Genomic DNA, 14,297 nt, shown 5'->3' on the forward strand with positions numbered 1-14,297 from the left:
TAATCCGTGCGAACGCCAGATAATCCGTACGAACGCCAGATAATCCGTGCGAACGCCAGATAATCCGTGCGAACGCCAGATAAGCCGTACGAACGCCAGTTAATCCGGGGGAACATCAGTTATTCCGCAATGATTTAAAAAGGAACAGCATAACCACTGTTCCCCATTTCCTTTAGACAGACCGTGTTATGTCAAAAAGTACCGAGATAAGTAGATAGATTCCCTGCCTACCCTCGTTCAGTCAGCAGGTCTTGGACCGGCTGACTTTCCAGTGCTTTCAACCGTAAGAATGGGGCGTACTGTAATATCGCCAGCCACAATCATTTGACATGATAAACGCAAGCAATCGTCGTGCAAGAGGTTATCAATTCCCTTGTCTGCAAATGCCTTTTTCTCCTTTTGCGTCACTTCTTGGTATCCGCCAGCCATCACTTCCACTCGACACGTGGTGCATTTGGCATTCCCGCCACAGCGATGTAGAATATTGACTCCATTATCCTCTAAGGCCAGTACTAACTTTTTACCTGTCTCTACCTCAAAGCTATCTCCGCCAAAAATAGTAATGACATTCATGTCTCCTCACCTCAACTTATCGGCTTTCCACTTATTCTTTTACATGTCGGTTCTCTTTAAACATGAAGTTTAAATCATCTGCTCGTGGATACACTTTAGACGACAGATATTTTTATTGACCAAAGGAGCTACATGGATTTGGATAAACCAATATGTGATTTTTCACCAATGAGGGAAATACTCCAAGATGAAATGCGTCAGATTATAGAGGCGATTCAACATAATTTGGAAGCGATCCACGATGAATCCGATTGCCTCCTTGGCAATTTCGAGAAAATTAAAGAACACTTTTTCTTCATTGAAATGCAAGCTGCCACCTTTTATTTGAACTGTTACTTATCTCCGTTCACAGATAAATATCCAGAGTTATCGGTTAGCATTCAAAACATGTCTAAACTTAGACATGGCGGCTTAATCGTAATTCAACGGGAAGATTCCCTCGTGCCCTTTTTGAAGCCCGGTATTGAAATTGGCGCCGAATTAACCCACTCGTTGCTTGAATCTATCTTTTATCCAGGGAATCCCCTCCATGACGGGGCTGTGCTGGTGAATCGAAATAAAATCGTTTCCGCAACTAATGTCCTTCCATTATCGAGCAGATTTAGTGGGGAGCGGAAGCTTGGCACACGACATCGTGCAGCGTTGGGTTTAACTGAACAAAGTGATGCCCTAGTGCTTGTGGTTTCCGAAGAAACAGGGAGAATTTCCTTCGCCTTTAAAGGCCAGCTCTACCCAATCAGTACCCATACCTATTGACGAAAGGCAATAGATCTTTATAGACTCCAATACGTGATGGAGTCGGCAATTCCAATTAGAATTATAAGGCCCCCGGCCAAACGTTGAACCAACAAGCCTACTCTCCTGCTAATCCTCATTACAAGCCGTTTTGCATCAAAAAACCATATGAACAGTAAAAGAAGTAGAAGCGGCAGCGAAGTGGCTATCCCGAAAACAGATGGCAGCAGGAACCCATATGCATTTGTTGCCACAAGCGGCATGAGCCAAAAGAAAAATAGGACGAACATGGTCGGACAAAAAGCCAGTGAGAAGCTGGCCCCCAGCAAAAAAGAACCGACCCTTACACTATTCCATTTCATTGGCATACGTATCGGTATGCTCCTTAGAAATCCAAATCGAAGCATACCGATCATAACAAGCCCCGTTACGATAAGTAATGGACCAATCATCTTGCGGAAAACAGGAAAATACCCCGTTAAGGTCGTTGAGAAGACGTCCCCGAGCATCCAGGCGAACAGTCCAAGCAAGCTGAATACTGCCACCTTCCCGCCGATAAAAGCAGCAATATCAAACCTCTTCTCCAATTGAATGGTTTGATTGCCATATAACGTGACGGCACTCAAATTACCGGTCAGCTGGCATGGTGCCACCGCCCCAATAACGCCTAATAGAAAGGCCACCACTATTGGATATTGCTCATACGATTGAAGCAGAACAGTTACCGGTTCTGTTATCCATTGGCTGATTGCAGACATCCATCCATACACTGCTTACCCACCACCTATTTCCACTTATATCCGATTCCCCACACTGTTTTAATAAACTCCTCGGTCGGAAAACCGGCCAATTTTAATTTATCTCTCAAGTTTCGTATATGAGAGTCGACCGTCCGAATATCCGTGTATGTATTATAGTCCCAGGCCGCCTGTAACAACTCATCTCTTGTGAACGTTTTTTTTGGTCGTGACAGTAATGTTTCGAGAATAAGGAATTCTTTGAGTGTCAACTGCGCCCGCAACTCATCGTAATAAAGGGCATATGTTTCTTTGTCCAATGTAAATCTTCCTTCTACAATTACTTCAGACTCTTTCTCCGAAGAATGCGACCGTCGCAACATGGCTCGGACTCTGGCAACAAGTTCCCTGTCATCAAAGGGCTTTGTGATATAGTCATCTGCACCTGTTTCCAGCCCCTTTACCAAATCCGCCTTATTCGCCCGTGCTGTTAACATGATAATCGGTATATCTGATATTTGACGAATTTTTTTGCATACCTCCCATCCATCCATATCGGGCATCATCACGTCCAAGAGAACGAGACTGATTTTTTCAGTCACCAATAGTTCTAATGCCTTCTCACCGTTCTGCGCTTTTATACATCTGAAGCCGTGCGGCAGAAGGAATAACTCAATCAATTCCAGCATTCGCTGTTCATCATCGACCAATAAAATGGTTTGCATATATAGACCTCCCTTCAGCCCCTCCATGTAATCTGATCACAGCGTGACTGTAAACTTGCTGCCTTGGCCAAGCAGACTTGTCACTTCAATGGAACCCCCATGCGCTTCAACAAGTTCCTTAACGACAGACAGTCCGATGCCTGACCCGCCATATGTGCGTGAACGTGATTTTTCCACCCGATACAGCTTTTCAAAGATAAAAGGCAAATACTGTTCTGGAATTCCGATGCCTCTATCTGTAATAATAAAGACGGTTTTATCCTCTTTCTTAAACACTTGTAACGTCACTACCGATGCTTCGTTTGAATATTTCAGCGCATTATCCAATAAATTCATTAAAATTTGCTCTAAGCGGAGAGGATCTGCATAAATTCTAAAATCTCCTTCCAGCTCAAGTTCAAGATCCAGCTTCTTTATTCCAAAGGAAGGTTCGACCAACTTGATCACATGTTGAATAAAAGAATCCGCCCAGAAATACTCCTTTGTAACTGGAAATGAGTTTTCATCCATCTTGGCCAAGTCTAACAAATTGTTCACCAAGTCCTTCATCCGTTCGGATTCCTCTGCAATAATGTCAAGATACCGGTTGCGTTCCGCTTCCTGTATGCCTTGTCTCCTAGCGACTTTTGAATATCCATTCAAATACGTCAAAGGTGTGCTCAGTTCATGGGCAGTAGCTGCTAAAAATTCATTGCGTTCCACCGTCAAACGTTCCAAATCTCCTGCGAGCTTTTGAATGGAACCTGACAATTCACCCAGCTCGTCTTTCCCAATGGCCGGAAGGCTGACATCGAAGTCACCCATGCTTAGTTTCTCCGTTGCTTCCTTCATTCTGATTAAGGGACGCGTCAAAAACTTGGACAGAAAAGCGTAGATGATGAATAAAGCAGCGACACTCGTTACGCCAGCCATTCCAAAGTGCATATTCAATTTGGCGACCAAATGATTAATGGACGCGGTACTTTGGAACATAATGACGTAGCCCGTCTGACCGGATTCCACATGATACGGATGAACGCTAATAATATACGGCATGTCTTTCCAATCCGCATAAAGTATTTGATCCTCCGTCGCGTTAATTGTTTCCAAAGGCGGAAGGTATTTTTGGAGTCTCTCTCCTTTTTCATTAGAACTGCTTATAATTTCCCCACTTGCATTAGTTATGAGAACTTCACGATCTCCATCCTTCTCCATCAGAACAATATGCTTCATCGTCGTGTCGGAAAAGTAGGCTGTCAGAACATCTCGATGATTGGAGCCGTTTGCCAGCAATCGGTTGAATTCTTCCTCAGTCCTCGAATTAATAATATTTTTATGAAGGTAAAGCATAAGTGATGTTTCCATAATTAATACGGTGACGAAAAAATACACCGTTAATTTTGTCGAGATTCTATTCAAGTTCGTGTTCGCCTCTCTTCCAGAATTATTATAGAAGAAAATTATGGAGTAAGTATGCAGAATGATTAGCTGCAGCTTTTCTTCTTTAGCATTCGAAAGTTATGAATCATTCTTCCGTTCTAGTAAGACTAGCATAAGCTTAAGTTTTTAAACGTTACATTGAATAAGTGTCCAAAAAATAATAAGATTAAAAATAGAAATTGAACGATAGAGTGTTGCAGTTTATTGAGAAAAAGAAACAGTAAAAACTGTGCTTTTATCATTTCATTAAAGGGGTGAAAAGGTTGCTCAAAATAAACAAAAAGTCAGACAAACTAATTATTGTCGTTCATGAAATATATGGAATTAACCAACATATGATCGATGTATGTGAATTGCTATCAAAACAAAATTTTGATGTCATTTGCCCAAATTTATTAGAACATGAAGTAGCCTTTGATTATTCTCAAGAAATAAATGCTTACCAACATTTCATGAACACTATTGGTTTTAAGAACGGATTAACAAAAATAAAAAAATTATTGTCAGATTGTCAAGATGAGTATTCAAAGGTATTTATCATTGGATTCAGTATAGGGGCAACGATTGCTTGGTTGTGTAGTGAGGAAGAGTGTGTTGATGGGATTGTTGGATACTATGGTTCACGCATTCGGGACTATGTAAATATGAATCCAAAATGCCCTGTATTGTTATTTTTCCCAAAAGCCGAAAAAACATTTAAAGTAGATGATTTAGTGTCAACTATAAATAAACCTAATATAGATGTACAAATATGTAGCGGTGAACACGGATTTAGCGACCCATATTCTTTTAGATACAATGAAGAATTAGCTCAAAATACATATAGAGAAACATTGCACTTTTTCAATAGCAACTGAATTCCTTATTCACCAAACGAGTGCGTTTGAGAAGTAAAAGGCATTTTTAGTTCAACATAACACTTGTTTTTCCCGCTCACTAAAAAAACACGCTACATAATAGCGTGTACAAAAAAGTATAATTTCTTTATTTCGCATTATGCGGCGGCCCCACTTCCGGCTCTCCGTTGATTACTGAATCTGCTAAGGCAGCTGGACTAAGCGCCAAGGAAAATAAAATGCCGAATGTGGCACAAAAGAGCATGAGTCGTTTCTTCACTCTGTTTCACCTCCCTTCACTTCCATCATCAATCGCTGGTAGCTCAAGATACATAAGTCTTGATATTGGTGGGCCAACTTATATTTTTTATGGTTGGCATAATACAATGATAAATGCCGGGCTGCTTCTTTCAGGAGTTTCCATTCTTCATTCTTCCTAAAATATTGTATACAGCCCTGCATTTTTCTTTCATAAAGTGGGAATTCACGCACTGCGAAATACATTTTGCTTTCCATATAACGCAACTGGATACTCTCCCTCTCCTGCAAATTGAATTGCTGAAGCTGTTGTAAATTGCCCTGGATTGCCTTGAAATCTTCTAGGTGAAATAAGATGGATATCTTTAAGGTGTAGGAGATGATGAGGTTCTTGCTGCGAACTTTTTGTTTGAGTTCAATGCATTGATTAATGGTCTTCAACGCATCATAATAGTTTTTCTCTCGAAACTGAATATAGGCTAGATTGTGATAGAGTTTTGCGGAGGTTTCGGATACCGTGTCACCAAGGACACTGAATCCTTTTTGAATCTGCTTATTTGCTTCTGACATTTTGTTTAGTTCTACAAATATCGTGGCTGCGAGATTATAGCAATCACATGCGGCTTTCCAATTATGCAGGTTAATGTATTGTTGCTGCGCTTTGTTTACATAGTCTAAGGCATCGGCGTAATCATACAGTTGAAATAATGCAAGAGACATGTTGTAAAATGCTTTAGCCATTGTCTCCTCTTCTCTGGCCAGTTCCAAGATAGCTTTGCTGTAGGAGATGCTCTGTCGATAATTTTTATTAAAATAACAATAAAGTCCGGAAATATACAGATAGTTTTTTAAGAGGGGTTTATTTGTTTCTATATCCGTTTTCGAAAGGTGGATTATCTCTTTGGTGTAGTGTATTTGGGCTTGTTTAATTTCCCCAGCCCTAACCAAATCAATATATTTTAAAACGTTGAAAGTGGATTCTTGTAGAAGGGAAGGGATGTAAGTGAATTTTGCAGCATGTTTAGTCGTAAAACGGCTAATATGATCTGTTTCTTGAGAAAGTAACTCTTCATATTCCTCCAAAAGCGATTGCAGCACCGGATCGTACTTCTCGCTGTCGAGCAAATAGGCGACGGGAACTTCAAATCGATCGGCAAGCAAGTGCAGGACGTCTTCGGAAGGCACAAATCGCCCACACTCGACATTGCTATAGTGGGAAGTAGATATAACGCCGAAGCTTGCCTCCTTTTGCGATAGCCCCTTCTCCTCCCGCAATTTTTGAATGCGGCTACCGATATGCATATTCTCCCCTCCAATCCTTCTCTTGCAATCTATTGTAAGGAGTATTACAATTGTTGACAATAATAATTTCAATAAATTTTAAATTTTCATTCTTAATTCCTTATTTTGCTTTTTCACAAATGATTCTTCTTACCTCCTCTTCTTTCATCTCCCGTTCTATATATCTATTAACTTTTATTCCATTTACCTACTTTCCTTCATCCTATTGCTTCCTTGATTAATAAATTATTGTCAAATGACAAGTATTCTATTGCGCGAATTCATTTATTCATCCTGAAAAAATAAACCTTTTGCTTTTATTCAAAATTTAAACTATTCTATCAAATATGATATAGTTTAGTTATGTTGGACAACATACAATTTTGAAGGCAGACTGGCCAGTCAACTTCACAAAGGGAGCGATACACGTGAAAAAAGTTGCCGCATTGGTTTTAACAGGGTTTCTCGTAGGAAGTTCTCAATTCTCCGTCCAAGCATCGACAGTATCATACGCAGATCAAATCGTTTCCATGCAGCCCGGCGTTTCCGCCGAGGAGCTCGCCAAGCAAGTGAATGAGCTGACAGTTTCGACAGGAATGAGCGAGGCTGAGATCTACGAAGCGATGTACAATGAAATGGAAAAACAAAACCAGATGGCCGAGGAAGAAGCAAAGCAGCTTGCTGAAGAAAACGCCATCTCCGGTGATGCCGACATCCAGGGCGGCGATTCATCTGCCCTTTATATTGTCGGACCAAGTGCCCGTGGAGATTTCTATTATACTCCTTCCGCTACTGCATATATTAATCATGGGCATGTCGGGCTTTATTATTCTAGCAATGTCATCGTGGAATCGATCTACCCTTCAGGTGTCCGAAGCATTTCCGCGAATGTCCGAAAAGTGGATAAAGGGGCTGTCGTGAAATCCATCTCAACGAGCAGCACAAACAAGACAAATGCCACGTCATGGGCCTATGGCGAAATCGGGCAACCGTACTCGCTGAATTTCGCAAACAACCGAAACACGGGACACGGCGGAGCAAAAAACTGTTCCAAATTAATCTGGTCCGCATTTAAGCTTCACGGCAATCTGGATCTCGATGTTGATAAAGGGTTCGGGGTGTATCCGCGAGACGTCCGGGATGCAACTCAAACCGTATTCAAGCGAAAGATCTAATCTACTGACGTTTATTACGAGCAGGACTAAGCAGGCTTCGCGTCTGCTTAGTTCTATGCTCGTTAAGGAAGGATGGAGACCTATGAAGAAGAATTGGATTTGGATTGGCGTCATTGCAATGCTTGCTATTGTATTTATTTCTTACCTCTTCTTAAACAGCCGTCAAACACCTGCCGGTACCTTGTCCAAGGAAACCGTCTCATCAGACTTGGAACAGAAAACCGAGGCGATCCTCTACTTCTCCACCACAGCAGATCAGGATATGAATCGGGACGGCCTTAGCTTTGCTGTTTTCATCGATTCTGCCGGCAAAACGGATCTTCTCAAAATGAAAGGCTTGGAACTAGGCAGTGTGTACGCTTCTGACGACACCTTATTCATGGAGGACCGAAATAATATCTTTCTAGTAAATCGGGACGGCATGGAGACCTTTGACATGGAAACGGAGGAGCATACCGGGGAAGTGACCGGATTCCAGGACGGGCTTTTTTATAGTGTAAATAACTCTGGATTCACCGAGGACGGCGGGTACCAATCCAATATCCGTGTGGGCAGCGAAGACGGATTTGAAACCATACATGTCCCTTACTATTTACATATGTCCGGCATCGCGGACGGGGAACTGATTATGGTGACGGGAGAACCCGAAGATATTTCATTACAGCGGATGCCGCTCGAAAAGGAAGTGGACATAGAGAAAGTCGCGTCTCTCGGCGCATTGGGCGAACGGCTTGGCCTTTCTTCCATCTTGAAAAATGACGGCAAGTTTTACTTGCTCATGAGCGATACAGAAAAACTGACAGCCGCTATTTATGAAATCGACGAACAAACAGGGGATAGTAAAACGGTTCCCTTTCTGACCTATTCAGATGCGGATGACTATCGTTTGCGCATTCCTTTTAACCTGCGCAACGCATCGTCCATCCACGACGGCATCCTCTACTATGTAGACGGACTCGGTGAAGTTCATCGATTTAATACGAAAACGGGAGAAGCAGAGCCCTCTTTTCAGATTGAAGGAATCGAAGAAAGCTCACCTTACATGGCCGAGCAAACCTTCTTTAAGGAAGGCGACCTCTATGTTTTCCGATATGACGCATCTTCTGAGTCGCATGTGATCGACACGTATGACTTAGCATCAGGCGAGCGAATAGAAGAACAGCCGGTAACCGGTTTGGAAGAGATGTATCAACTGGTTAAACAGAAAGGAAAACGTGTGGCTGCTTATGACTTTTTTGTACGCTAATGAAAACTGGCAGGTTTATGCTAATAGAGCCTGCCAGTTTTTTATTGACCCCATTTTTATAAATCTTACTTACTCTCTTATCTTCGTACTATAATAAAAGTATTACCTATTCAGAAAAGATGTGAAGCATATGCTTGCCCAGTTAATGACACTATTCACTTCCATGGAATTGCGTTCAGAGAAGCCGTCCGCCGTCCATTCCAGCAAATATGTCTTCGAATACGAAGACCGATGGTTGGTAGTTGATAAAAAAGAAGTTTCATCACGAGAGTATGCGTTGCTTTCTTCTCTTCTTAAAGAAGTTGCCCGTCCCGTCGGAAATACGATGGCGTATGAGTGGATTCAGTTTTTGAAAGGCCAAGGAGATGTGCCGATGCAGGCAGGGAGGGATATACGAATCACACAGCTGTTTTTTGAAAAGCCGACTACACCTTTGCGGGAAGTGGAGGAAGCTGTCCATGCTTTCTTCGAGGATAATATCCGACTCCTCCCCGTCAGTTCACAGCTCGCATTTTTAGTAGAAAAAGTCTCGACATACATACAGACGGATGAAGATTATTTGTCTTTCGCAGCTGCACTGGAGAGTGATTTTTTCATTAAAACAAAACTTTTTATTGGGAAGTTTCATCAAGCGGATAGTACCTTCCCGGCATTTTTCAAGCAGGAAGAAGACTTGTTTACTAAAGGACTCTCCCTCCTGCCTGACCAGCAAATCTTGACTGTGGAATCGATTTTCCCTTCTCTTTTGATTCAGGAGCTGCCGGATCATCTTCATTCGGTCTTACAATGCCAAGTCGTTGAGCCCGTCAGCCATGATACCGAATTGCTGAAAACTGTCCGGACGTTCTTTGAAAACGGTTTTAATGCCTCCGTCACTGCCGAGAAGCTTCATATTCACCGAAATACACTCCAATATCGGCTCTCCAAGTTTCAGGAGAAGACAGGAATAACTGTCCGGAACTTTGATGGGGCATTGATTGCTTACTATGCCAGCCTCCTAGCCGACCGCACCTAGACAGCTTGCACAATAGATGAGACCCCCTTTTTGTGCATGTTGTCCATACCCTTCTTCCCTTCGTATTGATAACATGGAATTATACATAAGACGAAGGGGTGTAGAGATGGAAGAGCTGGTATTGGATCGAGTTGCGAAATACTATGGGGATTCTTCTGCGAAAGCAGTTTCGGATTTTAATTTAAATGTACAGGAAAAGGAGTTCATCGTCCTTGTCGGCCCATCAGGTTGCGGAAAATCGACAACCTTGCGGATGATTGCGGGACTGGAAGAGATTTCAGAAGGGGAGCTCCGAATTGGTGGACAGCGAATGAATGACGTAGCACCGAAGGATCGGGATATCGCCATGGTATTCCAGAACTATGCACTTTATCCGCATATGACCGTCTACGATAATATGGCTTTCGGCCTGAAGCTGCGGAAATTCTCCAAAACGGAAATTGACGAAAGGGTTCGAAAAGCTGCGGACATCCTTGGACTGGAAGAGTATTTGACACGGAAACCGAAGGCCCTCTCGGGTGGACAACGTCAGCGTGTGGCCTTGGGACGCGCCATTGTCCGGGATGCAAAACTCTTTTTGATGGATGAGCCATTATCAAATCTGGATGCTAAACTTCGGGTGCAAATGAGAGCCGAGATTTCGAAACTTCATCAGCGTCTCGGAACAACGACAGTATATGTCACGCATGATCAAACCGAAGCGATGACGATGGCCACACGTCTCGTTGTCATGAAAGATGGATTGATCCAGCAGATCGGAACGCCGAAGGAAGTATATGAAAATCCTGCAAATGTGTTTGTCGGGGGTTTCATCGGTTCTCCTGCCATGAACTTCTTCACAGGCAAAGTAGCAGCGGGACGTTTTATGATCGGCAATGTTTCTGTTGCCATCCCGGATACGTCCTATGAGATCCTTAAAAAGGGAGGATATGAAGGCAAGGAAGTCATCCTGGGCATCCGGCCGGAACATATTTCCGAAAAAGAAGAGGTTCTCGCAGAGTGTCCGGAATCCATAATGGATGTGGAAGTGGATGTAGCAGAATTGACCGGTGCTGAAATGATGGTTTACTCTTCTATTAATGGCCAATCGTTCATTGCCCGCCTTTCCGCAGATGTCCATGTACAGCCGAGACAGCATCTTCGCTTGGCGTTCGACATGAAAAAAGTACATTTCTTTACTAAAGATACAGAAAACAGAATTACGCTTTAGGCTATTGGCAGTTTAAATAAAAAACAGGCGGAGAGAGCATGAAACTGTTCTCTCCGCCTGTTTTTGTTATAAATTATAAATCACTGACAATCTCCAATCGGCTTTCCCGCTTAGCCAGACAATGGAATGCCCCCCAAAGCCCCGCCTCTCCTTTATGGCGGCTCGCTTCAATTCGCTCCTCTTTCCCCTTGAATAACGGGTGCTGCAAGTAAATGCTGAGTTCCCTGCGAACCACTTCCACAAGGGCTGGGTGGTGATTGAATACGCCCCCTCCAAGCACGATTGCATGCGGGTCCAAAAGAAGCAATGTATGATGCACTTCCCTGGCCAATGCTTGTACGGCTTCGTCTACAATGGCGACAGCGCGGGCATCTTCTTTGTAATAAAGGTCCATAATCGATTCCAACGTCAGCTCTTTATTGCCAAAAGCTGATTGCCCTTTCGATTCCATTGAAGGACCGGAGACATGCCTTTCGAGCATATCTTCACCAGCCAGGCTAAAGCCTATTTCTCCTGCCATCCCGACTCCCCGAATGAACTTCCCTTCGTGGACAATTGCACAAGAGATACCGGTGCTCAGCGTCAAATAGACCATAGTTTCATGATGAAAACTTCGTCGCCTATACTCACCCCATGCTGCCATATATACGTCATTGTCGATTTCAATTTCTGCAGCAGGATAGAGCTCCAGCAAACGCTCTTTAACGGGAAAACCATGCCATGGCAAATTGTTTTGATAAACTGCTATTCCTTTTTCACGATCCACTATACCAGGTAATCCAACAGCAATACCTTCGATATGTGCGCGTTCCAGTCCAGCTTGCTTGCCTAGTTCATCACAAGCCGAGATGAACAAAGCAAACAATGCTTCCGAATCAATTTTTTCAGTTGGCTTCACTATTGTGCCCATAATCATTCCATCCGCTGTCATGAGTGACGCTGCTACTTTCGTTCCTCCAATATCTGCAACGAGTCGATGTCCCATTCTTTGTCGCCGCCTTATGCCAATTTGACGACTTGGGTCAGATTGCGTGGCTGGTCAGGATTGAATCCGAGTCGGATGGCACGGTCATATGCAAGCATCTGAAGGGTTGGCACATATAGAGAATATCGATTGCGATCGCTGATGGATTCGTCTAGTTCAATAATTTGATCCGCTTGGAATCCTCCGCTGACAGGACCGATTACGAGTACATGGCCACCGAGTTTTTGAATATCCGTTACGAGCGCCTGATCATAATTGGCTGTTTCCTGCTGTGCAAGCAAAATGACGACTGTCGTCTCATCCACGATTGAAATAGGCCCATGTCGGAATTCAAGGCTGGAATAGCTTTCACATTCAGTCTGAGTCATTTCCTTCAGTTTTAAGGTCGCTTCCTTTGCAAGTCCATTATATTGGCCAGATCCAAGGAAGATAAAACGTTTTTTTGTCAAATCATTGGCAATCCGCTTGGTGGGCATCCCGTTTTCGATGACTGTCGAGACCAGTGCTGGCACTTTCCGCAATTCTTCCAAGTCTACTTCTGATGACGCCATTTTCGTTGCGTATAGCTGCAAGGCATACATCATATTGCTGAAAGATTGTGTCATGACGACACTCTGCTCTGAAATATGATCCAGGGCTATAACGTTATCCGCCATCTCAGCCATCGGCGTGTCGCCGTTGCAAGTGACCGCGAGCGTTCGAATGTTAGCTTTCCCTTTTAATTGTTCTAGCGCAATAATAATTTCGGATGTCGTTCCGGATCTAGAGATACCGACGACTAAATACTTCTTCCCTTCCAAAATAAGGCCTGACTGGTGCAAAAACAGCTCAGATGCCGGGACGGCTGTAGCAAACTGGCCTGTCACCAACTGATAGTATCTCGCCGCTGAGGAGGCCAAATAAAAAGAAGTGCCACAACCTGTGAAAATGACTTGATCTACTTCCAGTCTTTCTATATTCGATTTTTCCATGATGCCCAATGTCTTTTGCAACTGTTCCGCCTGATTCGTAATTTCATTGTACGTATGCATAGTAGGTATCCTCCATTACAGTTCCGTTATCGTTATTTCTTTCAACATCCGTTCTACTTCCAACGCATCGACGTGCCCGATTTCCATATGTGCTGCATTAACCGACCCACAGGCAACGGCATGTTTGTATGCTTCAAAACAATCATGTGACGCCTCAAATCCTTGAATTAACCCACCGACAAAAGAATCTCCGCTGCCAACCGTATTCTTCACGGGAACAGCTGGCGCTTTTACTCGGAAACAGCCTTCACGATTTACGATTACTGCCCCTTCACCGCCAAGTGTAAAGCAAACATGCGGAATGCCGGATTCCACTAGTCGGTGTCCTTCTTCAATCATGAGGCTCAATGATAAGTCAGGAACGCCAAGCAATTCGGCAAGCTCCTTCTCGTTCGGCTTAACAGCAAACGGTTTCGCCTCAATACCGTGCCGCAGGGCTTCTCCGCTCGTATCCAGAATCGCTTTTGCCCCGTTTGACTGGATGATGTCAATTAATTGGGCATATGCATCTGAAGGAAGACCTTGCGGCAGACTGCCAGAAAGTGCAAACCATTTTGTCCGTTTCGATTTCTTTTCTAGCCAACTGAGCATCTTCTCCCATTCCTTATCGAGGATGACTGGGCCACCTTCTAGAAATTCAGTCCCTTTTCCTGTTTCCGCATCCATGATAGTCAGGCACACACGGCTCTCTCCTACGATGGAAATGAAGTCATCGGGGATCCCTTTCTCACGGACAAGCGCAAGAATCCGCTCGCCGTTCATCCCCCCAAGGAACCCGCCTGCATCCACATTCGCACCTAATTGTTTCAACACTTTCGCCACATTCAGCCCTTTACCTCCAGCATCCTGGTGAACATCCTTCACCCTGTTGACCGCTTCACGTTCCAGCCGGTCAACCTGATAGATTTGATCAATTGCAGCATTCAGTGTGATCGTTGTGATCATGCCTGCAGCATCCTAATTTTCGTCTTCACCAATTCCGTCACCGCTTCACGTGCCGGCAAGAAATATTTCCTCGGGTCGTTTTCCTCTGGTTGCTGTTTGAAAAATGCGCGTAATTCTTCTGCAAAC

At 43.6% G+C, this 14,297-nt stretch carries 15 protein-coding genes; 6 read left to right on the plus strand and 9 right to left on the minus strand.

Translation table 11 applies throughout. The features are described 5' to 3' along the window. Positions 1 to 237: 237 nt before the first annotated feature. On the minus strand, positions 238 to 573 hold the full coding sequence (locus NCCP2222_RS18250; RefSeq protein ID WP_248513822.1) for a 2Fe-2S iron-sulfur cluster-binding protein: 336 nt from the start codon (positions 571 to 573) through the stop codon (positions 238 to 240). Positions 574 to 705: 132 nt separating this feature from the next. Here NCCP2222_RS18250 and cdaS point away from each other — a divergent pair, with 132 nt between their 5' ends. Next, positions 706 to 1,329, plus strand: coding sequence for a sporulation-specific diadenylate cyclase CdaS (gene cdaS, locus NCCP2222_RS18255; protein ID WP_375709217.1), 624 nt, complete (start codon positions 706 to 708; stop codon positions 1,327 to 1,329). 17 nt (positions 1,330 to 1,346) lie between these two features. On the opposite strand, the gene NCCP2222_RS18260 is transcribed toward cdaS, so the two are convergent. Genes NCCP2222_RS18260 through NCCP2222_RS18270 form a run of 3 tightly spaced genes read right to left on the minus strand, consistent with a single transcriptional unit; the run spans position 1,347 to position 4,168 of the window. After that, the gene (locus NCCP2222_RS18260) at positions 1,347 to 2,078 is read right to left on the minus strand and encodes an urease accessory protein UreH domain-containing protein (RefSeq protein ID WP_248513824.1); all 732 of its coding nucleotides are present in this window, start codon (positions 2,076 to 2,078) and stop codon (positions 1,347 to 1,349) included. 14 nt (positions 2,079 to 2,092) lie between these two features. Further along, a complete protein-coding gene (locus NCCP2222_RS18265; RefSeq protein ID WP_248513825.1) occupies positions 2,093 to 2,770 on the minus strand; it encodes a response regulator transcription factor in 678 nt (225 codons plus the stop codon). Between the two features lie 36 nt (positions 2,771 to 2,806). Then, a complete protein-coding gene (locus tag NCCP2222_RS18270) occupies positions 2,807 to 4,168 on the minus strand; it encodes a sensor histidine kinase (protein WP_248513826.1) in 1,362 nt (453 codons plus the stop codon). 284 nt (positions 4,169 to 4,452) lie between these two features. Between NCCP2222_RS18270 and NCCP2222_RS18275 the strand changes: the two genes are divergently transcribed. Then, the gene (locus NCCP2222_RS18275) at positions 4,453 to 5,046 is read left to right on the plus strand and encodes a dienelactone hydrolase family protein (RefSeq protein WP_248513827.1); all 594 of its coding nucleotides are present in this window, start codon (positions 4,453 to 4,455) and stop codon (positions 5,044 to 5,046) included. Between the two features lie 127 nt (positions 5,047 to 5,173). On the opposite strand, the gene NCCP2222_RS20800 is transcribed toward NCCP2222_RS18275, so the two are convergent. Together NCCP2222_RS20800 and NCCP2222_RS18280 are read right to left on the minus strand one after the other, a co-directional pair. Further along, positions 5,174 to 5,305: a hypothetical protein gene (locus NCCP2222_RS20800; RefSeq protein ID WP_282570734.1), complete on the minus strand. Its 132-nt coding sequence runs from the start codon at positions 5,303 to 5,305 to the stop codon at positions 5,174 to 5,176. Next, positions 5,302 to 6,585 carry a helix-turn-helix domain-containing protein gene (locus NCCP2222_RS18280; RefSeq protein WP_282570735.1) on the minus strand — a complete coding sequence of 428 codons (1,284 nt, stop codon included), beginning with the start codon at positions 6,583 to 6,585 and terminating at the stop codon, positions 5,302 to 5,304. The genes NCCP2222_RS20800 and NCCP2222_RS18280 overlap by 4 nt, the downstream gene beginning before the upstream one ends. 407 nt (positions 6,586 to 6,992) lie before the next feature. On the opposite strand from NCCP2222_RS18280, the gene NCCP2222_RS18285 reads away from it, so the two are divergent. The 4 genes from NCCP2222_RS18285 to NCCP2222_RS18300 all read left to right on the plus strand — a co-directional run bounded on the left by NCCP2222_RS18285 (position 6,993) and on the right by NCCP2222_RS18300 (position 11,210). Further along, on the plus strand, positions 6,993 to 7,739 hold the full coding sequence (locus tag NCCP2222_RS18285) for a hypothetical protein (RefSeq protein ID WP_248513829.1): 747 nt from the start codon (positions 6,993 to 6,995) through the stop codon (positions 7,737 to 7,739). An 82-nt stretch (positions 7,740 to 7,821) separates the two neighbouring features. Beyond that, positions 7,822 to 8,985: a hypothetical protein gene (locus NCCP2222_RS18290; RefSeq protein WP_248513830.1), complete on the plus strand. Its 1,164-nt coding sequence runs from the start codon at positions 7,822 to 7,824 to the stop codon at positions 8,983 to 8,985. Between the two features lie 130 nt (positions 8,986 to 9,115). Next, a complete protein-coding gene (locus tag NCCP2222_RS18295) occupies positions 9,116 to 10,000 on the plus strand; it encodes a PucR family transcriptional regulator (RefSeq protein WP_248513831.1) in 885 nt (294 codons plus the stop codon). A gap of 106 nt (positions 10,001 to 10,106) precedes the next feature. Then, positions 10,107 to 11,210, plus strand: a complete 1,104-nt coding sequence (locus tag NCCP2222_RS18300) for an ABC transporter ATP-binding protein (protein ID WP_248513832.1) — start codon at positions 10,107 to 10,109, stop codon at positions 11,208 to 11,210. Positions 11,211 to 11,283: 73 nt separating this feature from the next. Here the strand turns inward: NCCP2222_RS18300 and NCCP2222_RS18305 are convergent, their stop codons facing one another. The 3 genes from NCCP2222_RS18305 to pfkB are packed head-to-tail and all read right to left on the minus strand — an operon-like array spanning position 11,284 to position 14,171. Then, positions 11,284 to 12,195, minus strand: a complete 912-nt coding sequence (locus tag NCCP2222_RS18305; RefSeq protein WP_248513833.1) for an ROK family protein — start codon at positions 12,193 to 12,195, stop codon at positions 11,284 to 11,286. 14 nt (positions 12,196 to 12,209) lie between these two features. Beyond that, positions 12,210 to 13,226, minus strand: coding sequence for an SIS domain-containing protein (locus NCCP2222_RS18310; protein ID WP_248513834.1), 1,017 nt, complete (start codon positions 13,224 to 13,226; stop codon positions 12,210 to 12,212). A 15-nt stretch (positions 13,227 to 13,241) separates the two neighbouring features. Beyond that, on the minus strand, positions 13,242 to 14,171 hold the full coding sequence (gene pfkB, locus NCCP2222_RS18315; RefSeq protein WP_248513835.1) for a 1-phosphofructokinase: 930 nt from the start codon (positions 14,169 to 14,171) through the stop codon (positions 13,242 to 13,244). Positions 14,172 to 14,297 lie beyond the last annotated feature (126 nt).

Origin of the sequence: Sporosarcina sp. NCCP-2222 (assembly GCF_023168145.1) — a bacterium.
Lineage (GTDB): Bacteria > Bacillota > Bacilli > Bacillales_A > Planococcaceae > Sporosarcina.